This is a genomic window from Micromonospora fulviviridis, from assembly GCF_014648395.1.
Lineage (GTDB): Bacteria > Actinomycetota > Actinomycetes > Mycobacteriales > Micromonosporaceae > Micromonospora > Micromonospora fulviviridis.
The window spans coordinates 1-20,657 of the sequence record NZ_BMRA01000002.1; the positions used below are offsets into that span (position 1 = coordinate 1).

Here is a 20,657-nt window from a genome sequence, read left to right on the forward strand (position 1 = left end):
CGGTGTGCAGGGCGCCCAGTCGAAGATCACCCTGAACGACGAGCAGACCGCCAACGCCAAGGCGATCATCGCCGCCACGAAGAAGGCCGGCCAGCCGGAGCGGGCCGCGGTCATCTCGATCGCCACGTCGCTGCAGGAGTCGAAGCTGGAGAACCTGGGCCACCTCGGCGACCGCAATGACCACGACTCGCTGGGTCTGTTCCAGCAGCGCCCGTCCTCGGGTTGGGGCACGCCGGAGCAGATCACCGACCCCGAGTACTCCACCCTGGCGTTCCTGAAGGGTCTGAAGCAGGTTGATGGTTGGCAGGACATGCCGCTGACCGACGCCGCCCAGACCGTGCAGGTGTCGGCCTACCCGGACGCCTACGCGCAGTGGGAGCAGCAGGCCGCCGACATCGTCGCCCACCACTGGAACAGCTGACCCACACAAACGAACGCTGGCCGGCACCCCGAGGGGGTGCCGGCCAGCGGCGTCTCCGGGTCAGGCCGGGGGCAGGACGAGGGTCCAGGTCGTGGTGGTCGTGCTGGCGGCCGCACCCACCGCGGCCAGGCCGCCGTAGGTGCCCGCCGGCACGCTGCTGCCCGAGTCGGCGAGGAGCCCGGTCACCCGTCCGCCGCCGGTCTGGGAGCTGTTGCTGCGTACCTCGACGCCGGCCGGCGGGGTGAGCGCCGTGGACGCCCCGTCCCCGTGCATCCAGTACGACACGGCCCAGCTCTGGTCGGCGGTCACCGGCGCGTACGGGGTGATCCGCGTGGCGGTGCTGGCCGTGTCGGTGGCCCGGGCGAAGACCGGTGCGCTCGGCGCGACCCCCCGGTACGCGGCCACGATCAGGTTGCCCTTGGACTGGGCGTCGAGGGCGACCCTCACCGCCGATCCGGCGTCTCCGGCGGCGGCGACCTTCCACCAGGCGGTGGTGGTGGCGAAGCCACCGTCGAGCCGGTCGAGGCGGGTCCAGCCAGTGACCCCGGTCGGCTCGCCGGTGCCGGTGTGGGTGTTCTGGCTGAGCAGGAGCAGCAGCGTGTCACCCGGTTGGACGGTCGACGGCACGGTCACCGTGTGGCTGGTCCAGTTGGCGTTGGCGGTGGCCTGCCCGACGAAGGAGATCCGCTCGGGCACCGGCGCGACGGTGACGTCGAGGGTCGCGGTGCCGGTGGCGCCCCGGTCGTCGGTGACCGTGAGGGTGACCGGGTAGGTGCCGGCCGCGGCGTACGTGTGCGAGGTGGTCGGTACGGAGACGGTGTCGGCGGTGGACCCGTCGCCGAAGTCCCAGCGGTGGTCCTGGATCGCGCCGTCGGCGTCGGTGGAGCCGGCGCCGGAGAAGGTGCAGACCAGCCCGGAGCAGGACGGGGCGAGCTGGGCCACCGGCGGCTGGTTGGCGGTGCCGCCCGAGCCCTTCAGGATCTTCACGTAGTCGATGTCGCCGGCGAAGTAGTCGCAGGTGACGTCCACGCCGTCGCACTGGCTCTTGCCACCGATGGAGAGCTGCTTGGTGTTCGCGATGGTGCCGGTCGGCCCGGTCAGACGGCTCATCCGCACCCCGTCGACGTACATCTCGACGTAGGTGGATGTGCGGTTGCAGGTGACGGTGTGCCACTGGCCGTCGTTGATGGGCACGTCGGTGTAGCCGGTCCGGGAGGCGCCGTCGCCGCCGCGGAACAGGCACTTCGGCTTGCCGTTCGGCGCCTCGAACTTCCAGTAGCCGCCGACGGTCCCGCCCTGTCCCTTCTGGAGGATGTTCCCGAAGGAGTACGTGGTCCGGTAGCGGATGGTGAACGAGAAGTCCCCTGCGTCCGGGTTGAACTCGGTGCTGTGCGGCACCAGGTTCACGTGGCCCGGGACGTACTCCTGGTCGGTGGGCAGGTGGGTGGCGAACCGGTGCCCGGTGGCGCCGTTGTAGAGGGCGCCGGTCACCACCTCCGCGCCGATGGTGCCGTTGCGGCCGTTGCCGCTGCTGTCCTTGAGGACGGTCGACCCGGCCGGCTCGTCCATGCTCCAGAACGCGACGGTGCGGGTGGCGGTCGCCTGCGCGGGCGCGGCGCCGAGGGTCACCCCCGTCGCCACGAACAGGGCGGCCACGCCCAGCCGGGCGGTCGTGCGCCGCCACCGTCCCTGCCTGACTGACCGCATACGATCGCCTCCCTGATCCACGGGCCCCACCCTGTCACGCGCCGGGCCAGCGGCTCCATAACCCGTTGGGCGGATCCGTACCAGGTCCTCCGTGCGGTCGGGCGACCGATGTGGCCAGTGGCCGGCGACCCGGTGGACGCCCGCACCGGGCGACCGGCCGGGCGGGTCCACCGATGTCGGCGGGTGCCGGGCCCAAGCGAGAAGGCCCGCCACCGCCTGCGGTGACGAGCCTTCGTGTCGCTCGGAAAGCTGGTGGGCGATACTGGGTTTGAACCAGTGACCTCTTCCGTGTCAAGGAAGCGCGCTCCCACTGCGCCAATCGCCCGCGCGCTCGCCGGATGAAAGCACCGGCGACGGTCGGCCCGCGAGGGGCGGATCGCGAGCGGACGACGGGATTCGAACCCGCGACCCTCACCTTGGCAAGGTGATGCGCTACCAGCTGCGCTACGTCCGCGTTGTCGCCGGCTCGCGTCGGCGACGGGTGCAACTGTACCCGACGACAAGATCGCCGCGCGTCGGGCCCCCGTCGGGTCCGCGGCGGCGACCGGGGCAGCCGAGGGGTGACCGCCGCCACAGGCGGGTGATTGCGCTGCTCGCCGCCGGGGTACTGACTGCTGCGACAGCACAACCGTCCCCCCGAAGGAGGCTGTCGTGGGTATCGGAACGAGTATTTTCCTGATCGCGGTGGGCGCGATCCTCACCTTCGCGCTGGACGCCAGCATCGGCGGGGTCAACCTGGACGTCGTCGGCTGGATCCTGATGGCGGCAGGTGTCCTGGGCCTGATCATGACGACGCTGGTCTGGGGTCGCCGCCGCGAGGTGGTCACCACCGCCGAGCCGGTCGAGTACCGGCGGGTCGAGGAGCGTCGGGACGTGGCCCCGCCGCTCTGATCCACAACTGAAGGGGCCGACGGAGCTGATCGGTCCCCGGTCGCGTGCGAAACGGGGGCGCCGCCCGGCGCCCCCGTTTCGCGTGCCCGGTCAGCGCATCAGGTCGTTCAGCGTGCCGTAGTCGAGCGCGTCGGCCAGGGCGCCGTACGTCCCGGCGGTGAACGCCTCCTCGGCGGCCCGCCGGGCCACCGCGTACGCGGCCTCGGCGACCGAGGAGCCGAGGCTGACCCGGGCCACCCCGAGCTTCGCCAGCGCCGCCACCGGCGGGGCGCCCGGCCCGGTCAGCACGTTCAGCGGGGCCGGGATCGCGGCGACCAGGGCGGCCACGGTGTCCGGGTCGACCACCCCGGGCACGAAGATCCCGTCCGCCCCGGCGGCCAGGTACGCCCCGGCCCGCGCCACCGTCTCCTCGATCCCGCCGACGCCGCGCAGGAAGGTGTCGACGCGCGCGTTGACGTACAGCGGGATCCCGGCCCGGTCCGCGGCGGACCGGACGGCGGCCAGCCGGGCGCACTGCTCCTCGACCGGGCGCAGCGGCGCGCCACCCTCGGCGTGGCGGGCGTCCTCGACGTTCACCCCGACGGCACCCGCGGCGAGCACCGCGGCCACGGTCGCGGCGACCTCGTCGGCGGTGTCGCCGTACCCGGATTCGATGTCGGCGGTGACCGGCAGCGGCACCGCGGCGGCGACGCGGCGGATGACGTCGACGGCGGTCTCGCGGCCGAGGGCGTCACCGTCCGGGACGCCGCGGCTCCACGCGACGCCCGCGCTGGTGGTGGCCACGGCGCGGGCGCCGGCCGCGGCGACGATCCGGGCGCTCGCCGCGTCCCAGGCGTTGACCAGGACCAGCGGCTCGCCGGGGACGTGCAGGGAGCGGAAGTGCAGGGCTCGGGCGTGGTGTTCGTTCACCCGGTCAGTCTCCGGCGGCGGCGCCGGTCGCCGTAATGTTTCAGCCCTGGCTGAAACGAAGGGGGGCGGCGTGGTCGCGATCGGGCTGTCGGCGGGCGGCGTGGCGCGGGTCCGCTTCGCGCTCTCCTGCCTCTGGGAGGTGATGGCCGGCGTCCGGGTGCTGCGCGACCCGGGCCGGCACGCGATCCACCTGCCGTGGGCCAACCGGGTCCGGCCGCGGCTGGCCGAGGCGGGGCTGCTCGACCCGGACGCCGGCCTGCTCCGGCAGCTCGTCCCGCCCGCGCCGGGCTACCTGCCGGACTTCCTCACCCCGCCGCCGGCCGGCCTCGCACCGGACCTGGACCAGGAACTGGCGGTGCTCCGCGCCACCCCGCCCGAGACGGTCCGCGGCCAGCTCGATCTCTGTCCCGGCCCGCGGCCGGCGGCGGTGGCCGCCCTGTACGCCGACCCGGACGCCGGGCTGCGCCGGCTCGCGGAGGAGATCGCTACGTACTGGCGGCTGGCCGTGGCGCGCGACTGGCCCCGGATCCGGGCCGTGCTGGACGCCGAGGTGTTCCACCGGGCCCGGCGGCTGGCCGAGGACGGCGCGGCCGGGCTCCTCAACGACCTGCACGAGCGGGTCCGCTGGGAGGGCGACGCCCTGCTGATCAACCAGCGCCACTGCGCCGCCCCGGACGTGCCGGACGGCAGTGGGCTGGTCCTGGTGCCCTCGGTCTTCGTCTGGCCGTCGGTGCTCAGCATCGCGGCCGGCGACGTCCCGCAGCTGGCCTATCCGGCGCGGGGGGTCGGCGGGCTGTGGGAGTGCCCGGCGGAGGCCCCGGACGCGTTGGGCGCGGTGCTCGGCCGGGGCCGGGCGCGGCTGCTCGCCGCGCTGGACGCGCCGCGGTCGACGACTGAGCTGGCCCGGCGTACCGGGCTGTCCCCGGCCGGGGTGTCGCAGCACCTCACCGCGCTGCGGGCGGCCGGCCTCGTGGTGACGCACCGGCAGGGCCGGTCGCTGCTGAGCAGCCGGACGGCCGTGGCCGAGGCGCTGCTGGGCGCGTCGGTGTGATCGGCCCGGGAAACGCCAGAGGCCGTGTCGATGATCGACACGGCCTCTGCGCTGGTGGGCGATACTGGGTTTGAACCAGTGACCTCTTCCGTGTCAAGGAAGCGCGCTCCCACTGCGCCAATCGCCCTCGCTCAACTGCCGAGGTGGAGACGGGATTTGAACCCGTGTACACGGCTTTGCAGGCCGTTGCCTCGCCTCTCGGCCACTCCACCGAGGTTGCCCCCGACATGCGTGGCGGCAGCTCCGAGCGGACGACGGGATTCGAACCCGCGACCCTCACCTTGGCAAGGTGATGCGCTACCAGCTGCGCTACGTCCGCGTGCCCCCGGAGTTATCCGGTGACGGATGAGAACTTTAGCCGAGGCCGGGAACGGTTGCCAAATCGGGTCCCCTTTCGGGCGCGTCCGGGTGACGCGGTTCCCGGCGCCCGGAGCTTCCTAGGAGCCTGGGTGGCAGGTGAGCGGGCGTCTCGCGGCCCGCCGACCTGCGGATCCACCCTCCTGACACGCCGCTGAGGCACTGTCCGGGATCCGACTGCCGCACGACGGACCGGCCGCTTCGGTAACTCCTCGTGGTCAATCGGATGGGCTACGGTAACCAGCGTGACGAGACGTGCCGCCGAGATCCGCCTGGACGCGCTACTGCGCACGGCCTGTGAGGTGATCGCGGAACGGGGTCTCGCCAACACCCGCACGGCCGACGTGGCCGAGGCCGCCGGGGTCAGCCAGGCCCTGGTCTTCTACCACTTCGCCACCAAGGACCGGATGCTCGCGCAGGCGTTCGCCTACGCCGTCGAGCAGGACCTGAACCGGCTCGACACGGTGGTCCGCTCCAGCGCCCCGCCGCTGACCAAGCTCCGCCGGATGCTCCGCCTCTACGCCCCGGCCGGCCGGTCGACCTCCTGGTCGATGTGGATCGACGGCTGGGCGGAGTCGCTGCGCACCCCGGAGCTGGAGAAGCTCTCCCGCCGGCTGGACCTGCGGTGGCGCCGGGACCTGGCCACGGTGATCGCCGACGGTGTGGCCGACGGCACCTTCGACTGCCCCGACCCGGCCGGCGCAGCCTGGCGGATCAGCGCGGTGATGGACGGCCTCGCGGTGCAGCTCGCGGTGCACGAACGAGTGATCACCCGCCGGCAGATCGCAGAGTGGGTCCGCCTCGTCGCGGCCCGCGAGCTGGGCCTGGAACCGGCCCAGCTCGACTGAACGCCCCGGGGTCACCCGGCAAGACGCTCGGCGGCCGCGGCGCGTCGCCGGCGCTCCCGCAGCCGGTCCCGGGCCGGCGGGTGGACGTTCGCCAGCTCCAGGTCGCCGCCGTAGTGGGCGAGCACCCGGTGGTCCATCACCCGCCGCCAGACCGGCGGCAGCAGCGCGGCGACCACCATGGTGGCGTAGCCGGCGGGCAGCTGCGGGGAGGCGTCGAAGCTGCGCAGCGCCTGGTAGCGGCGCAGCGGGTTGGCGTGGTGGTCGCTGTGCCGCTGGAGCTGGAAGAGGAAGACGTTGGTGACCGTCCGGTCGCTGTTCCAGCTGTGCCGGGGATCGACCCTCTCGTAGCGGCCGGCGGCGGTGCGCTGCCGGGCCAGCCCGTAGTGCTCCAGGTAGTTGACCACCTCCAGCAGGGAGAAGCCGACCACCGCCTGGAGCGCGAGGAAGACCAGCACGCCGGGGCCGAAGGCGACCGCCAGCACGGCGTAGAGCAGCACGGTCATCGCCCAGGCGTTGAGCACGTCGTTACGCCAGGTCCAGGGGGTACGGCCACGCAGGCGCAGCCGGCTGCTCTCCAGCCGCCAGGCCGAGCGCAGGCTGCCCCAGACCGTACGCGGCCAGAACGCCCAGAACGTCTCGCCCAGCCGGGAGCTGGCCGGGTCCTCCGGGGTGGCGACCCGGGTGTGGTGACCCCGGTTGTGTTCGACGTGGAAGTGCCCGTAGCCGGTCGGCGCGAGGGCGATCCGGGAGAGCCAGCGTTCCGCCGCCTCGCGCTTGTGGCCCAGCTCGTGGGCGGTGTTGATGGCGATGCCGTCGACCACCCCGACGGTGGCGACCAGGCCGGCGGCGGCCGGCCAGGAGAGCCCGCCGTACGTCCACACGGCGCAGCAGAGCACCAGGGCGGCGTACTGGGCGGGCAGGTAGAGGTAGGTGAGCCAGCGGTAGTAGCCGTCGGCCTGGAGCGCCGGGACCACCTCCTCCGGCGGGTTCTCCCGGTCGTCCCCGATGAGCAGGTCGACCACGGGGATGACGCCGAAGACCACCGCCGGGGTGAGCCACCAGGCCCAGCCGGCGCCGGTCGCGTGCCAGAGCGACCAGGCGATGAAGGGCAGCGCGGGAACGAGCAGGGCGAGCGGCCAGAGCGGCTTGCGGGTGTCCCGCCAGGGGACGGTGTCGGTGCCCATCGGCAGCCTCCGATCCGTGAACTCCTGTCCAGACTGTGGCAGGCGTCACGCCGTTTTACAAGAGGCCAGTTTTTGTAAACCAGTCACCGACGCGGCGACGGACGTGATCCCTACCGCCGGCGCCCCCGGGCCGGTGGCCGCTCGAACGCCCATCCCGGGTCCTCCGGCGCATCGTCGACCGGGCGCAGCAGGCGCCGCATCCGCAGCAGCAGCCCGGCGCCGAGGAAGACCAGCAGCCCGCCGAGGAGGAAGGCGCCCTGGACCACGCCGAAGCCGCCCGAGGTGGACACCGGCCGGCCCGCCGCGCCGGGCGGCGGCTCGACGACCACCGCCTCGGTGGACGGGTCGTCCGCCACCGGCTCCTCGGTGGCCGGGTCGGTCGGCTCGGCGCTGGACCGCGTGGGCTCCGGCGTCGCCTCGGTCGGGTCGGCCGTCGCCTCCGGCCCCACCACCCGGCGAGCGGCGGTCTGCCGGGCCAGCAGGCGCGACTCCGGGTCGTACGCCTCGGCGGCGAAACTCACCCGCCCGCGCGCCACGTCCTCGGCGAAGGCCACCCGGTAGCGGGCCGTGACGGTGCGGCCCGGGCAGAGCAGGCCCGGGTCCAGGTCGCGGTCGGTGAGCCGGGCGGTGTCCCCGTCGGCACGGATCTCCAGCGGGAAGGAGCCACTGTCCTCCACCCGGTCCACCTTGACCTGGTCCAGCCGCAGGCCCTGCACCCGCAGCAGCATCGACCAGCGCACCTTGACGCAGCCGCCCCCGTCGGACCGGGACACCACGGCGGAGAGGGTCTCCACCCGGTTCCCGGCGGTGAACTCGTCCGGCAGGCCGCTGAGCTCGGTCGAGAAGGCGGCCGCCGCCCCGGCCGGCACGGCCGCGCCCAGCCCGGCCCCCGCCAGACTGGTCAGCACCACCCCGATCCGCAGCGCGTACCGCCACCCGCTCACCACCGTCTCCTCCCGTCGGCCGCGTCCATCCCGAAACGCTAGGAGCCCCACCGGCGCCCCGGTAGACGGGCGTGTTCGCACGAACCGCCAACACGGGGGCCGGTTGTCACCGACGGTGGTGAACCGGTCACGCCCGCGCCGCGACACGCCCGGGATCGCCCGCCGGCCCTCCTCCGCCGTACGACAGAATCACCCGGTGTCCGACCTGTCCGCGGCCTTCGTCCGGCTGCACGCCCGACTCACCCCGGTCGCCTTCGTCCCCGAGGTGCGGCTGCACCAGGCCGACGAGCCGATCGGTCTCTGGGAGCTGACCGAGGGCGAGTTCCACAGCGCCCAACCGCCGCCGTTCTGGGCGTTCGCCTGGGCGGGGGGCCAGGCCCTCGCCCGCTACGTCACCGACCACCCCGAGCTGGTCGCCGGCCGCCGGGTGCTCGACCTCGCCTCCGGCTCCGGCCTGGTCGCCATCGCCGCCGCCCGGGGCGGCGCGGCCGGCGTCCGGGCCGTCGAGGTGGACGAGCGGGCCGTCGCGGCCGTCGCGCTCAATGCCGAGGCCAACGGGGTACGCGTCGACGCCGAACTCGGCGACATCCTGGACGGCGACGCCGGGGACGCCGAGGTGGTGCTGGCCGGGGACGTCTTCTACAGCGAGGCGATGGCCCGCCGGATGCTGCGCTTCCTGCTCCGGGCCGCCCGGTCCGGCGCCCGGGTGCTGGTCGGCGACCCCGGCCGGGCCTTCCTGCCCCGCGAGCGCTTCCACGAGCTGGCCGCGTACGAGGTGCCGGTGCCCGAGGCGCTGGAGAGCGTACGGGTGAAGCGCACCACCGTGTGGGAGCTGGACCCGGCTCCGCCGGGAGCCGCCCGCTAGCGTGACGCCGTGCTGTTCCGGGGCTGGGGGGAGTCCGTCGACGGACCGTGGCCCGACGCGGCCACCGTGGTCGACCACGTCGGCGTGCCGCACCTCGTGGTGACCCGGCACGCGCTGGTCCGGCGGCTGCTCACCGACCCGGAGACGTTCCGGCCGGACAACGCCCTCGACGCGGTGACCCCGATCCCGGTTGCCGCGCTGCGGGTGCTCGCCGGGCACCGGTTCCGGCTGCCCCCGACGCTCGCGAACAACGCGGCGGCCAGCCACCCGGAGATCCGCGCGATCGTCGCCGAGGCGCTGCACCCCGACCGGGTGGCCGCCCAGCAGCCCTGGCTGACCGGCCTGGTCCGGGAGCGGGTGACCCGGCTCGCCGCCGCCCTCGCCGAGGGCGAGCCGGTCGACCTGTACGCCGAACTGGCCGCCGACCTGCCGCTGCTGGTGCTGGCCCGGCTCGTCGAGCTGCCGGACGCCCCGGTCGGCGCGGTCAAGGACTTCGCCCGGGCGGCCCTGGAGTTGTTCTGGGCGCCGCTCGACTCCGCCCGTCAGCTCGCCCTCGCCACCGAGGTCGGCCGGTTCCACACCGTGCTGCGCGCGTTCGCCGCCACCGGGGGCGGGCTGGCCGCCCGGCTGCGCGCCGCCGGGCACTCCCCCGACGTGGTGGTCGGCGCGCTCTTCTTCCTGCTGGTCGCCGGCCAGGAGACCACCTCCCAGTTCCTCACCCTGCTGCTGCACCGGCTGGCCGGCGAGCCGGCGGTGCGGGCCGGCCTGCGCGCGGGCGACATCCCGGTCGCCGACGTGGTCGAGGAGGGGCTGCGGCTGGAACCGCCGATCGTCACCTGGCGGCGCGTGGCCGCGGTGGACACCACCCTCGGCGAGGTCGAGGTGCCGGCGGGCACCAGCATCGTCGCCTGGCTGGCCCGGGCCGGCCGGGACCCCGCGGTGGTGGCCGCGCCCGGCGAGTTCCGGCCGGGGCAGCGCGGCTCCCGCCGGCACCTGGCCTTCGGGGCCGGCCCGCACCGGTGCGTCGGGGCGCAGCTGGCCCGGATGGAGGCGGCCGTGGTGGTGGCCGAGGCCGCGCCGCTGCTCGACGGGGTGACCGTGGTCCGGCCGCCGTGGTGCCCGGACAACCTCACCTTCCGGATGCCCGACGCGTTCGTGGTCCGCCGGACCTGACGAAAGTCAGGGCGGACCGGTGCCCATCGGTGGCGGTGCGCCACCCCCTCCGCTCCCTACCGTCGGCGCATGATCACACTTCGTGGGTTGACGAAACGGTTCGGCGCGGCCACCGCGGTCGACGACCTGACCGTCGAGATCGGACCGGGGCAGGTGACCGGATTCCTCGGCCCGAACGGCGCGGGCAAGTCCACCACCATGCGGATGGTGCTCGGCCTGGACCGGCCGACCGCCGGGCAGGCCCTGGTCAACGGCCGGCCGTACCGGGAGTTGCGGTACCCGCTGCACGAGGTCGGCGCGCTGCTCGACGCCACCGGCGTGCACCCGGCCCGCTCCGGCCGGGCGCACCTGCGGGCGATGGCCCGCAGCAACGGGATCCCGGACCGCCGCGTGGACGAGGTGCTCGACCTCGTCGGGCTGGACGGGCGGGCCGCCGGCAAGCCGGGGCGCGCGCTGTCGCTGGGCATGGGCCAACGGCTCGGCATCGCCGGGGCACTGCTCGGCGACCCGCCCGTACTGCTGCTCGACGAGCCGGTCAACGGGCTCGACCCGGACGGGGTGCGGTGGATCCGCCGGTTCACGCGGGGCCTCGCCGACGAGGGGCGCACCGTGCTGATCTCCAGCCACCTCATGAGCGAGATGCAGCAGACCGCCGACCGGGTGGTGGTGCTCGGCCGGGGCCGGCTGGTCGCCGACGCGCCGCTCGCCGAGCTGATCGCCGCCCGCCCGGCCAGCCCGGTCCGGGTACGCGGGCCCGAGCCGGCCGGCCTGGCGGCGCTGGGGGCGCGGCTGGCCGCCGAGGGGGCGACGGTCGACCCGGACGAGGGCGGGCTGACGGTCACCGGCGTCACCGCCGGCCGGGTCGGTGACCTCGCGTACGAGCTGGGGGTGCGGTTGCACGAGCTGACCCCGGTGGCGGCCTCCCTGGAGGAGGCGTTCCTGGAACTGACCGCCGGCAGCGTCGAGTACGCGGCCGGCCCGACCGGAGGCGAGACCCGATGACCGCGCTGCCCACCCGCACCCCGACCCGGCCGGCGTCCCGGCCCGCCCCGACCGGTGGCCCGTTCACCGGGGCGGTGGCCGCCGAGTGGACCAAGCTCTGGTCGGTCCGGTCCACCTGGTGGACGCTGCTGGCCGGCGTGCTCACCATGGCGGCCACCGCCGGCCAGCTCGCCATCTACGCGGTGAACGCCAACACCGACGACGACCCGACCGTGAACCCCGGCGTCGTCGACGTCGGCGAGGTGGTCGCCGGCGCGCTGGAGCTCACCCAGTACGTGGTGCTCGCCCTCGGCCTCTTCGCGATCACCAGCGAGTTCGCCACCGGCACGATCCGCACCACGCTGCGCTGCACCCCGTCGCGGGGGCGGGTGCTGGCGGCCAAGGCGGTCGTGGTCGGCGTGGTGACGTTCCTGGCCGGGCTGCTGCTCGGCGCCGTCGGCACGGCGGTCGCCCGGCCGGTGCTCGGCGAGTGGGGTCGCGCCCCGCTGGGCGGCACCGTGGCCGACGTGGTCGCCTCGGCCGCGTACCTCGCGCTGGTGGCCGTGCTGGCGCTGGGACTGGCGGCGGCGCTGCGCGGCGCGGTGCTCACCCTGACCGTGCTCTTCGCGCTGCTGATGATCGTGCCGGTGTCGCTCCAGGAGCCGGGGATCACCGTGCTCACCCGGATCGCCGACGCGTTCCCCGGGGTGGCCGGCAACCACTTCCTCGCCGGGGACACCGAGCCCTACCCGGCGGTGGTGGGGCTGCTGCTGCTCGCCAGCTGGGCCGGGGCCGCGCTGGCGCTGGGCCGCTGGGCGCTGCGCCGCCGGGACGCCTGAGCGGGGCGGGGCTGGTCAGCCGGTGGGCGGGACCAGCCCCGCCTCGTACGCGAGGATCGCCGCCTGCACCCGGTTGCGCACGTCCAGCCGGGTGAAGATGCTGGTCAGGTAGCTCTTCACGGTGCCCTCGACGAGGTGCAGCCGGCGGGCGATCTCGGCGTTGGACAGCCCCGCCCCGACCAGGGCGAGCACCTCCCGCTCCCGGTCGGTCAGCCCGGCCAGCCGGTCCCGGGCGTACGGGCCGCGGGCCAGCCGGCCGCCGCTCAGCTCGATGACCCGACGCGCCACCCCCGGCGACAGGTACGCCCCGCCGTCGGCCACCGCCCGGAGGCCGGCGAGCAGCTCGCGCGGGTCGCCGGACTTGAGCAGGAACCCGCTCGCCCCGTGACCGAGCGCCCGGGAGATCAGGTCGTCGTCGCCGAACGTGGTGAGCATGACGGTGGCGGTCTCCGGCACCAGCCGCCGGATCTCCGCCGCCGCGGCCAGGCCGTCCTGCCGGGGCATCCGGATGTCCAGCAGCGCCACCCGGGGCCGGTGCGCCCGCACCAACTCCACGGCCGCGTGGCCGTCGCCCGCCTCGCCGACCACCGCGATCCCCGGGTCGGCGGCCAGGATGGCCCGCACCCCGGCGCGGACCATCGCCTCGTCGTCGGCGAGCACCACCCGCAGGGGGCGCCCGTGGTCGTCGGTCATCGCGCGATCTTCTCCTTGCTGACCAGCCGGCCGTCGGCGAAGCAGAGCCGCCAGGTCGGTTCGGCGAACGGGAAGTTCCCGTCGGTGTAGTACTCACAGCCCCCCGGCGCGGCCCCGGCCGGCGGGTCGGCCTGCCGGCGGGGCAGCCCGAGGGCGTCCCGCTCCTCCCCCAACCGCAGCCGCTCGTAGCCGGACCGGTCGAGGACCGCGCCCGCCGTGGCGAGCGGGTAGTAGACCAGCGCGAGCACCAGGGCGAGGCCGGCCGGGGCGCCGAACGCCACCAGCAGGCTGCGCCGGGCCCGCCGCCGCGCCTCGCCCAGCCGCCACGCCGCCTCGCCGGGGCGGTCGACCGCGCGCCCGGTCCCGTCGCCACCCGGGAAGCCGTCGTCCCGGAGGCCGTCGTCCGGGTCGCCGGGCGACTCGGCGAGGCCGCCGGACCGACCGGCTCCTGGTCCGGCGGATCGAGCGACGCCGGGGCCGGTCGCGTCCGGCACGGCGAGTCCGTCGGAACGGCCGGCCTCGGCACCGGTCGCGGCGGGGGCGACCGCCAGCGGCAGGTGCGCCGTCACCGCGAAGCCGCCGTTCCGAGGACCCGCGTCCAGCACGCCCCCGGCCAGGCGGACCCGCTCGCGCAGGGCCAGCAGCCCCGAGCCGTGCGACGCCGGCCCGGGCAGCGGTCCGTCCGGCGCCGGCCCGTTGACGACCGACACCGCCACCTCCCCGCCTGACCGGTCGACGGTGACGGTCACCGGGGCGGCGGGGGCGTACCGTGCCGCGTTGGTCAGCGCCTCGCGGACCACCCGGTGCACGGCGTGCGCCACGAGCGGCGGCAGCTCCCCGCCGTCCGCGTCGGCGTGCAGCTCGACCGCCATCCCGGCGTCCCGCGCGCCGTCGACCAGCTCCGCCACGCTCTCGCCGGCCGGCCGCAGCGACCCGGACCGCTCCTCGCGGAGCACGCCGATGACGTCGTGCAGCCGCTCGGTCGCCGTGGCCACGCTGGCCCGCAGCTCGCCGGCCGCCGCCCGGTGCGCGGGTGGCAGGTCTGCGGCCAGTTCCAGCGCGGCGGCGCGCAGCGCGATGAGGCTCAGGTCGTGCCCGAGCGAGTCGTGCATGTCCTGGGCGATCCGGGCCCGCTCGCGCAGCCGTACCCGCTCCACCGCGGCCCGCCGCTCCCGCTCCTCGGCCTCGGCGTGCCGCGCCCCGGCCTCGGCGAGCGCCCGCTGCTGCCGGCGCAGCCGGCCGAGCAGCCAGGGGAACACCCCGGCGAAGAGCAGCACCGAGGCGAGCAGGAACCAGGTGGCCGGGTTGGTGCCGAGCAGCCCCAGGTTGACCGCGGTGCCGGCGACCGCGACGGCGGCGAAGCCGGCGGCCACCCGGCCGGCGCCGGCGCTGCGCCGCCCGGCCAGGTAGCTGAACACCGGGATGGCGAAGACGAAGTTGCCGTCGACCAGCGAGCCGAGCACCACCGCCAGCAGCGCCGCGAGGGGCCACCGGCGGCCGAACACCACCGCGAGGCCGAGCAGCGCCAGCGAGCCGGCCAGCAGCGGCACGGCGTGGCGCGGCCAGGGCGGGGTGAGCCCGGCGTACGCCACCGGGGCGGCGACCACGGCCCAGAGCAGCAGGTCACCGGCCCGGCGCCGGACCGGCGGCGGGGTTGGCTGCGCTTCCACGGCGGCCAGGCTACCCACGGCCGGAAGGGCCGGACACCGACGAAAGTCAGGTGCTCAGCTGATCTCCTCGGCCCAGGCGCGCCAGTCGTCGAGGACGCCGTAGAGAGCCGGGGTGAGCCAGCCCGGCGCGGACCGGCGGAACACCCCCGGGTCCATCCCGCCGGCGCCCATGGGCACGGCGCCCAGCAGGTTCGGCACCAGGTCGGACAGGTTGAGCCAGTGCACCAGCTCCGGCTCGGCCGGCCAGGCGCCGATCACCACGCCCGCCGGAATGGCTCGGCGTTCCAGGGCCTCCAGGGTCAGCGCGGTGTGGTTGAGCGTGCCCAGCCCGGCGCGGGCCACCACCACGGCCGGCGCGCCCAGCGACACCGCCAGGTCGGCCACCGTCCAGGGCTCACCCGACGGCCGCAGCCCCATGGGTACGAGCAGCCCGCCGGCCCCCTCGACGAGCACCAGGTCGTGCTTGTCGGCCTCCTCGCGGATGGCGTCGACCGCGGTGTAGAGCTCCAGCGGCTCCAGCTCGGCGACCCGGGCCGCGGCGAGCGGGGCGAGCGGGTCCGGGTAGCTGGCCAGGGTCCGGCCGGTGAGCGGGGCGGCCAGCCGGGTCACCGAGTCGACATCGCCGGGGTCGCCGGTGGCCGTACCCGTCTGGCCGGGCTTGACCACCGCGACCCGCAGCCCGGCGGCCTGCGCGGCGGCGGCGATCGCCGCGGTCACCACGGTCTTGCCCACCTCGGTGTCCGTGCCGGTCACCAGCACCGGCCCGGTCCAGCCGTTGCCGTTCGTCATGAGCCCTCCTCCGTTCGCGACTGCGGGGCTCGCAAACCCGGCTCACTCCTCGCGCTCACCGCGGCACAGTCCACGATCACGTCGAGGGCCCGTTCGAAGTCGGCCCGGTCGACCCCGGCGCTGATGGTCAGCCGGAGCCGGGACCGGCTGTCCGGGGTGGACGGCGGCCGGAAGCAGCCCACCGCCACACCCCGGTCCCGGCAGTCGGCCGCCCATGCGGTCGCCGCCTCCGGACCGGGGGCGGTCACCGAGACCACGGCCGCGTCCGGGGCGGAGACCTCCAGCCCCGCCCCGCCCAGCCGGCGCACCGCGAGGGCGGCCCGCTCGGCCAGGTCGGCGCGCAGTCCGTCGCCGGCCCGGGCCAGCCGCACGGCGGCGCGTACCCCGGCCACCACGGCCGGCGGCGGCGCGGTGTCGAAGATGAAGGTGCGGCCGGTCTCCACCAGGTGCCGGACGAACTCCGCCGGCCCGGCCACCACGCCGCCGGCCCCGCCGAGCGCCTTGGACAGGGTCGCGGTCACCACCACGTCCGGCTCGCCCGCCAGCCCGGCCGCGGCCACCCCACCGGCCCCGGCGGGGCCGGTGACGCCGAGCGCGTGCGCGTCGTCGACCAGCAGCAGCGCGCCGTGCCGCCGGGCCACGGCGTGCAGCGCGGCCAGCGGGGCGAGGTCGCCGTCGACGGAGAAGACCGACTCGGTCACCACCACCGCCGGGCGGCCCGGGGCGGCGGCCAGCGCGGCGGCCACCGCGTCGACGTCGCCGTGCGGGGTGACGATCGTCTCGGCGCCGGAGATCCGGCAGCCGTCGATCAGCGAGGCGTGGTTGTGGGCGTCGGAGACGAGCAGGGTACGCGGCTGCACCAGGCCCCGGACGGCCGCGAGGTTGGCCAGGTAGCCGGAGGAGAACACCAGCGCCCGGTCGACGCCGAGCCATTCGGCCAGGTCGTCCTCGAGGGCGTGGTGCAGGTCGGTGGAGCCGCGCACCAGCCGCGACCCGGTGGCGCCCAGCCCGTACGCCGACAGCGCCCGACCGGCGGCGGCGGTGACCTCCGGGTGGGTGGCCAGGCCGAGGTAGTCGTTGCCGGCCAGGTCGACCACGGCGTCGCTGGCGGCGCGCGGGCGCAGCGTGCGGGTGAGCCCGGCCTTCGCGCGCAGTTCGGCGCGGCGGTCCAGGGCCGCCAGCCAGTCCGCCACCGTCACGTCCCTTTCCCCGACCCGTCGCCCCGCCCGGCGCTTCCGCGGGGCGAAGTTACCACCCGGCCGGACGGCCCCGGCGTGGCGCGGTCCGGCTCGCCGCGCCTGCTCGCGGGGGCCGGACGCGGCCGTTTCCCGGCCCCGGAGGGGCCTTGTAGGGTACGAGCCATGCCAGAGATCCTCGACCAGGCCCGGACCCAGGTGCTGGAGAACGGCGTCGGCCTCGACGAGGCCGGCGTCCTCGCCGTGCTGAACCTGCCCGACGAGCACCTGCCCGCCGCCCTCCAGCTCGCCCACGAGGTGCGGATGCGCTGGTGCGGCCCGGAGGTCGAGGTCGAGGGCATCGTCTCGCTGAAGACCGGCGGCTGCCCGGAGGACTGCCACTTCTGCTCGCAGTCCGGCCTGTTCACCTCGCCGGTCCGCTCGGTCTGGCTGGACATCCCGGCGCTGGTCGAGGCGGCGAAGCAGACCGCGGCGACCGGGGCCACCGAGTTCTGCATCGTGGCCGCCGTGCGCGGCCCGGACGCGCGGCTCATGAAGCAGATGCGCGAGGGCGTGGCCGCCATCAAGGCGGAGGTGGACATCCAGGTCGCCGCCTCGCTCGGCATGCTCACCCAGGAGCAGGTCGACGAGCTGGTCGAGATGGGCGTGCACCGCTACAACCACAACCTGGAGACCTGCCGCTCCTACTTCCCGAACGTGGTCACCACGCACTCCTTCGAGGAGCGCTGGGAGACCCTGAGGATGGTCCGCGAGTCCGGCATGGAGGTCTGCTGCGGCGGCATCCTCGGCCTGGGCGAGACGGTGGAGCAGCGCGCCGAGTTCGCCGCGCAGCTCGCCGAGCTGGACCCGCACGAGGTGCCGCTGAACTTCCTCAACCCCCGCCCGGGCACCCCGCTCGCCGACCGCCCCGTGGTCGAGGGCAAGGACGCGCTGCGCGCCATCGCCGCGTTCCGGCTGGCCATGCCGCGCACCATCCTCCGGTACGCGGGCGGCCGGGAGCTCACCCTCGGCGACCTGGGCACCCGGGACGGCCTGCTCGGCGGCATCAACGCGGTCATCGTCGGCAACTACCTGACCACGCTGGGCCGGCCGGCGACCGACGACCTGAAGCTGCTGGACGACCTGAAGATGCCGGTGAAGGCGCTCTCCGCCACCCTGTGAGGACGACGTGACCGAGCTTGTCGAGCCCGCACCCCCCGCCGATCCCGCCGCTGGCCCGCTTGGCCCACTCGACCGGCGCGAGCCCACCGCGGCGCCGCGCTGGTGCGACCGCTGCGGCGAGTCCGTCGCGGCGGGCCCGCACGAGGCGTGCGCGGCGGCCCGGGCGCTGGAGCCGCCACGCTGGTGCGCGCACTGCCGGCGGCGGATGAAGGTGCAGGTCGTCCCTACCGGCTGGTCGGCGGTCTGCGTCGAGCACGGCGAGATCCGGGGCTGACATGCTGCGGGGGCGGGCGGTGACGTTGCGGCCGGCGACCGACGCCGACGTGCCGGCGCTCGCGGCGATCCGGGCCACCCCGGAGGTGCGCCGCTGGTGGCGCGGCGGGGAAGACCTCGCCGAGGCGGTCCGCGCCGACCTGACCGACGGCGACCTGACCGTCTACGCGATCGAGCACGACGGCCGGCTGGTCGGCGCGATCCAGTGGTACGCCGAGACCGACCCCGACTACCGCCACGCCAGCCTGGACATCTTCCTCGACCCGGAGGCCCGCGGCGCCGGCCTCGGCGGGGACGCCATCCGCACCCTGGCCCGGCACCTGGCCGACGAGTACGGCCACCACCGGTTCACCATCGACCCGGCGGCGGCGAACACCGCGGCCATCCGGGCGTACGCGAAGGTCGGGTTCCGGCCGGTGGGCATCATGCGCCGCTACGAGCGGGGCGCGGACGGCCGCTGGCACGACGCCCTGCTCATGGACCTGCTCGCCGACGAACTCCCCGACTGATCCGGCCGGCACCGCCCCCGCTCAGCGGGTCCGGATCCAGTAGCGCCGGAGACGGCCCAGCTCGGTGTCCCGCACGTCCTCCAGCACCCCGCCGTGCCGCTCGATGGTCCGCGCCGAGGCGGTGTTGTCGACGTCGCAGGTGACCAGGACCGGGTCGATGCCCCGCCGGGCCGCCTCGGCGAGCACTTCGCCGAGCGCGAAGGTCGCCAGCCCGCGCCGGCGGGCCGCAGGCCGTATCCCGTAGCCGATGTGGCCACCGGCTTGGAGCAGGAAGTCGTTGAGGCGCAGCCGCAGGGTGATGGCGCCGAGCACCTCGTCTCCCTCGACGATCCACCAGTAGAGCGCCGGGACCAGCCCCGCCGGCAGCCGGGACTCGTCCGTGCCGTCCCGGAGCTGGCGTACCCAGGTCGCGAAGCCCTCCGGTGAGTCGACGTCGTCGCTCGGCCTCAGTCCGCTGCCGTCCTGGTGGACGCCCCGTCCCCAGTCGTCCCGGGCGGCCAGCCAGGACCGGTGCAGGCGGGCGGTCGGGGTGATCAGCTCCGGCATGCGGGCAGGTTAGCGGCGTGGTCCTTGGCTGGGCCACCGAGTTCCGGGCCGTCAGCCGGCCCAGAGCAGGTGGCCGTCGGGGAGGCGGCGGGCGCCCTCGGCGGGGCGGTGCGGGGTGAGCCGGCCGTCGGGCATGAGGTGCGCCACCGGCACCCCGCGACCGAGCACCGCCACGTCGGCGATCAGCCGCCGGTGGCAGCGCCACCAGACGCTCTCGCTGCACAACACCGCGGTCGTCCGGCGCTCGGCGTCGGTGAGCAGGTCGTCCAGCGCCGCGTCGAAGTCCGGCGTCCGGGTGTACGCGGCGTACGCCCGGAAGGCGGCGACGGTCCACCAGGTGTCCGGCTCCGGTTCCCCGGCGCGGACGTGCCGACGGCCGCCGAGGCGGGGCTCCCAGCGGTAGTCGATCCCCCGCTCCGGCAGCCAGCGTTCGAGCTCCTCCCGCCGCACGTCCGGGTTGGTCCGGCTGGCCGGATACCGCCGCACGTCCACCACCAGCGCGATCTCCGCGTCGGCCAGCAACTCCCCCAGCCGCTCCCGGTCGGCCGCCCCGTGCCCCACCGTCACCAACACGCTCCCCAGGTTCCCCCAGATCTTGGACACTTACCGTTCGACGCGGACGGTAGGTGTCCAAGATCTGTGGACGGGACGGCGGAGCCGCATCGTCGGGCGGAGACTCGGGCGGGTGGTGAGGGTGCTGCCCGCCGATGAGGCGGGGCCGTTGGAGTGGCTGGCGTTCGAGCAGGCGGGGGTGCTGACGACCGGCCAGGCGAGCCGGCTGCTGACCGAGGGCGTCGTGCGCGGCCTGGTCCGCTCGGGGTGCTGGCGCTCGCTGTGTCGCGGCATCCTGCTCACCGGCAACGGCCGGCTGACCCGTGACCAGCAGTTGTGGCTCGCGGTGCTCGCCGCCGGACCGCGCGCCGTGCTGGCCGGGGTGACCGCCGCGGCCGAGGCCGGTGTCCGCGGTCTCCCGCCAGAGCCGCTGCACGTACTGGTACCGGCGGATCGGCGCGTGAGGACGCTGCCGCGCCGGCTACCGATCGACATGCCCGGGGTCGTGGTGCACCGCTCGACGGTGCTGCCCGAGGCGCATCTCCAGCGCGCCCGTCCACCCCGGACCACGACGGCACGGGCGGTGGTCGACGGCGCGAGTTGGGCGCGGAGCATGCGGGAGGCCCAGCTCGTCCTGGCGTCCGCCTGCCAGCAGCGCCGAGTGCTGCCGGAGGAGATCGAGGCCGCGCTGGCGGTGCTGCCTCGGGCACGACGCCGCGACCTCGTCCGGCGGACGGTGGCGGACATCGCGGGCGGCGCGCTGGCGCTGTCGGAGTTGGACTTCCTGGCGCTGTGCCGCCGACACCGGCTGCCCCGCCCAGACCTGCAGGAACGCCGCACGGATCTGACCGGCCGGGTCCGCTGGCTGGACGCGTACTGGCGGGAGTGGCGTTTGCACGTGGAGGTCGACGGGGCGCACCACATGGACATCCGGCACTGGGCGGACGACATGCGCCGGCAGAACGACATCTGGACCAGCGGCGACCGCATCCTCCGCTTCCCCGCCTGGCTGGTTCGCACCCATCCGGAAGAGGTCGCCGAGTCGCTCCGCCGCGCCCTCCGTGCGGCCGGCTGGCGTCCGCCGAACTGAATCTTGGA

General features: G+C 75.4%; 22 protein-coding genes and 5 tRNA genes. 12 read left to right on the top strand and 15 right to left on the bottom strand.

Going from position 1 to position 20,657, the window contains the following annotated elements; all coding sequences use genetic code 11:
• Positions 1-421 (top strand): hypothetical protein (locus IEY96_RS04985; RefSeq protein WP_189193630.1); only part of this gene is annotated, 421 nt, incomplete at its 5' end.
• Positions 422-481: 60 nt separating this feature from the next.
• On the opposite strand, the gene IEY96_RS04990 is transcribed toward IEY96_RS04985, so the two are convergent.
• The 3 genes from IEY96_RS04990 to IEY96_RS05000 form a co-directional block, all read right to left on the bottom strand.
• The gene (locus IEY96_RS04990) at positions 482-2,128 is read right to left on the bottom strand and encodes a PKD domain-containing protein (protein ID WP_189193631.1); all 1,647 of its coding nucleotides are present in this window, start codon (positions 2,126-2,128) and stop codon (positions 482-484) included.
• 250 nt (positions 2,129-2,378) lie between these two features.
• Positions 2,379-2,453 (bottom strand) — tRNA-Val (locus IEY96_RS04995).
• Between the two features lie 56 nt (positions 2,454-2,509).
• Positions 2,510-2,582 (bottom strand) — tRNA-Gly (locus tag IEY96_RS05000).
• A 197-nt stretch (positions 2,583-2,779) separates the two neighbouring features.
• Here IEY96_RS05000 and IEY96_RS05005 point away from each other — a divergent pair.
• Positions 2,780-3,019, top strand: a complete 240-nt coding sequence (locus IEY96_RS05005; RefSeq protein WP_091655772.1) for a DUF6458 family protein — start codon at positions 2,780-2,782, stop codon at positions 3,017-3,019.
• A 90-nt stretch (positions 3,020-3,109) separates the two neighbouring features.
• On the opposite strand, the gene IEY96_RS05010 is transcribed toward IEY96_RS05005, so the two are convergent.
• Positions 3,110-3,928, bottom strand: coding sequence for an isocitrate lyase/PEP mutase family protein (locus IEY96_RS05010; RefSeq protein ID WP_189193632.1), 819 nt, complete (start codon positions 3,926-3,928; stop codon positions 3,110-3,112).
• 70 nt (positions 3,929-3,998) lie between these two features.
• On the opposite strand from IEY96_RS05010, the gene IEY96_RS05015 reads away from it, so the two are divergent.
• Positions 3,999-4,979: an ArsR/SmtB family transcription factor gene (locus tag IEY96_RS05015; RefSeq protein WP_229791402.1), complete on the top strand. Its 981-nt coding sequence runs from the start codon at positions 3,999-4,001 to the stop codon at positions 4,977-4,979.
• A gap of 52 nt (positions 4,980-5,031) precedes the next feature.
• Here the strand turns inward: IEY96_RS05015 and IEY96_RS05020 are convergent.
• The 3 genes from IEY96_RS05020 to IEY96_RS05030 all read right to left on the bottom strand — a co-directional run bounded on the left by IEY96_RS05020 (position 5,032) and on the right by IEY96_RS05030 (position 5,298).
• Positions 5,032-5,106: transfer RNA gene (locus tag IEY96_RS05020), tRNA-Val, on the bottom strand.
• A 14-nt stretch (positions 5,107-5,120) separates the two neighbouring features.
• A tRNA-Cys gene (locus IEY96_RS05025) sits at positions 5,121-5,191 on the bottom strand.
• A gap of 34 nt (positions 5,192-5,225) precedes the next feature.
• A tRNA-Gly gene (locus IEY96_RS05030) sits at positions 5,226-5,298 on the bottom strand.
• A gap of 283 nt (positions 5,299-5,581) precedes the next feature.
• On the opposite strand from IEY96_RS05030, the gene IEY96_RS05035 reads away from it, so the two are divergent.
• The gene (locus IEY96_RS05035) at positions 5,582-6,184 is read left to right on the top strand and encodes a TetR/AcrR family transcriptional regulator (protein ID WP_189193633.1); all 603 of its coding nucleotides are present in this window, start codon (positions 5,582-5,584) and stop codon (positions 6,182-6,184) included.
• 11 nt (positions 6,185-6,195) lie between these two features.
• Here IEY96_RS05035 and IEY96_RS05040 read toward each other — a convergent pair whose 3' ends face one another.
• Both IEY96_RS05040 and IEY96_RS05045 read right to left on the bottom strand, forming a co-directional pair.
• On the bottom strand, positions 6,196-7,368 hold the full coding sequence (locus IEY96_RS05040) for an alkane 1-monooxygenase (RefSeq protein WP_189193634.1): 1,173 nt from the start codon (positions 7,366-7,368) through the stop codon (positions 6,196-6,198).
• Positions 7,369-7,478: 110 nt separating this feature from the next.
• Complete coding sequence (locus IEY96_RS05045) at positions 7,479-8,312, bottom strand: hypothetical protein (RefSeq protein WP_229791403.1); 834 nt, start codon at positions 8,310-8,312, stop codon at positions 7,479-7,481.
• A 196-nt stretch (positions 8,313-8,508) separates the two neighbouring features.
• On the opposite strand from IEY96_RS05045, the gene IEY96_RS05050 reads away from it, so the two are divergent.
• From IEY96_RS05050 to IEY96_RS05065, 4 genes are all read left to right on the top strand, one after another.
• Positions 8,509-9,177 (top strand): class I SAM-dependent methyltransferase, encoded by a 669-nt coding sequence (locus IEY96_RS05050; RefSeq protein WP_189193636.1) that lies wholly within the window; start codon positions 8,509-8,511, stop codon positions 9,175-9,177.
• Between the two features lie 9 nt (positions 9,178-9,186).
• On the top strand, positions 9,187-10,350 hold the full coding sequence (locus tag IEY96_RS05055) for a cytochrome P450 (RefSeq protein WP_189193637.1): 1,164 nt from the start codon (positions 9,187-9,189) through the stop codon (positions 10,348-10,350).
• A gap of 69 nt (positions 10,351-10,419) precedes the next feature.
• Positions 10,420-11,352, top strand: coding sequence for an ABC transporter ATP-binding protein (locus IEY96_RS05060; protein ID WP_189193638.1), 933 nt, complete (start codon positions 10,420-10,422; stop codon positions 11,350-11,352).
• Complete coding sequence (locus IEY96_RS05065; RefSeq protein ID WP_189193639.1) at positions 11,349-12,170, top strand: ABC transporter permease; 822 nt, start codon at positions 11,349-11,351, stop codon at positions 12,168-12,170. The genes IEY96_RS05060 and IEY96_RS05065 overlap by 4 nt, the downstream gene beginning before the upstream one ends.
• 15 nt (positions 12,171-12,185) lie before the next feature.
• Here the strand turns inward: IEY96_RS05065 and IEY96_RS05070 are convergent, their stop codons facing one another.
• From IEY96_RS05070 to IEY96_RS05085, 4 genes are read right to left on the bottom strand one after another with little or no spacing between them, the layout of a single operon-like run.
• Positions 12,186-12,863 carry a response regulator gene (locus IEY96_RS05070; protein WP_189193640.1) on the bottom strand — a complete coding sequence of 226 codons (678 nt, stop codon included), beginning with the start codon at positions 12,861-12,863 and terminating at the stop codon, positions 12,186-12,188.
• Complete coding sequence (locus tag IEY96_RS05075; protein ID WP_189193641.1) at positions 12,860-14,533, bottom strand: sensor histidine kinase; 1,674 nt, start codon at positions 14,531-14,533, stop codon at positions 12,860-12,862. The genes IEY96_RS05070 and IEY96_RS05075 overlap by 4 nt, the downstream gene beginning before the upstream one ends.
• 54 nt (positions 14,534-14,587) lie before the next feature.
• Entirely contained in the window at positions 14,588-15,322 is a 735-nt protein-coding gene (bioD, locus tag IEY96_RS05080; RefSeq protein WP_189193642.1) for a dethiobiotin synthase, read from the bottom strand.
• On the bottom strand, positions 15,319-16,515 hold the full coding sequence (locus IEY96_RS05085) for an 8-amino-7-oxononanoate synthase (protein WP_229791404.1): 1,197 nt from the start codon (positions 16,513-16,515) through the stop codon (positions 15,319-15,321). Before IEY96_RS05085 ends, bioD begins: the two co-directional genes overlap by 4 nt.
• A 168-nt stretch (positions 16,516-16,683) precedes the next feature.
• Between IEY96_RS05085 and bioB the strand changes: the two genes are divergently transcribed.
• From bioB to IEY96_RS05100, 3 genes are read left to right on the top strand one after another with little or no spacing between them, the layout of a single operon-like run.
• A complete protein-coding gene (bioB, locus tag IEY96_RS05090; RefSeq protein WP_189193643.1) occupies positions 16,684-17,679 on the top strand; it encodes a biotin synthase BioB in 996 nt (331 codons plus the stop codon).
• A gap of 7 nt (positions 17,680-17,686) precedes the next feature.
• Entirely contained in the window at positions 17,687-17,953 is a 267-nt protein-coding gene (gene bsaP / locus IEY96_RS05095; protein ID WP_189194286.1) for a biotin synthase auxiliary protein BsaP, read from the top strand.
• Between the two features lies 1 nt (position 17,954).
• Positions 17,955-18,461, top strand: a complete 507-nt coding sequence (locus IEY96_RS05100) for a GNAT family N-acetyltransferase (RefSeq protein WP_189193644.1) — start codon at positions 17,955-17,957, stop codon at positions 18,459-18,461.
• 21 nt (positions 18,462-18,482) lie between these two features.
• On the opposite strand, the gene IEY96_RS05105 is transcribed toward IEY96_RS05100, so the two are convergent.
• Positions 18,483-19,007 (bottom strand): GNAT family N-acetyltransferase, encoded by a 525-nt coding sequence (locus IEY96_RS05105; RefSeq protein WP_189193645.1) that lies wholly within the window; start codon positions 19,005-19,007, stop codon positions 18,483-18,485.
• Between the two features lie 51 nt (positions 19,008-19,058).
• On the bottom strand, positions 19,059-19,580 hold the full coding sequence (locus tag IEY96_RS05110; protein ID WP_229791405.1) for a DUF488 domain-containing protein: 522 nt from the start codon (positions 19,578-19,580) through the stop codon (positions 19,059-19,061).
• A 112-nt stretch (positions 19,581-19,692) separates the two neighbouring features.
• Between IEY96_RS05110 and IEY96_RS05115 the strand changes: the two genes are divergently transcribed.
• The gene (locus IEY96_RS05115; RefSeq protein WP_308429886.1) at positions 19,693-20,649 is read left to right on the top strand and encodes a hypothetical protein; all 957 of its coding nucleotides are present in this window, start codon (positions 19,693-19,695) and stop codon (positions 20,647-20,649) included.
• Positions 20,650-20,657 lie beyond the last annotated feature (8 nt).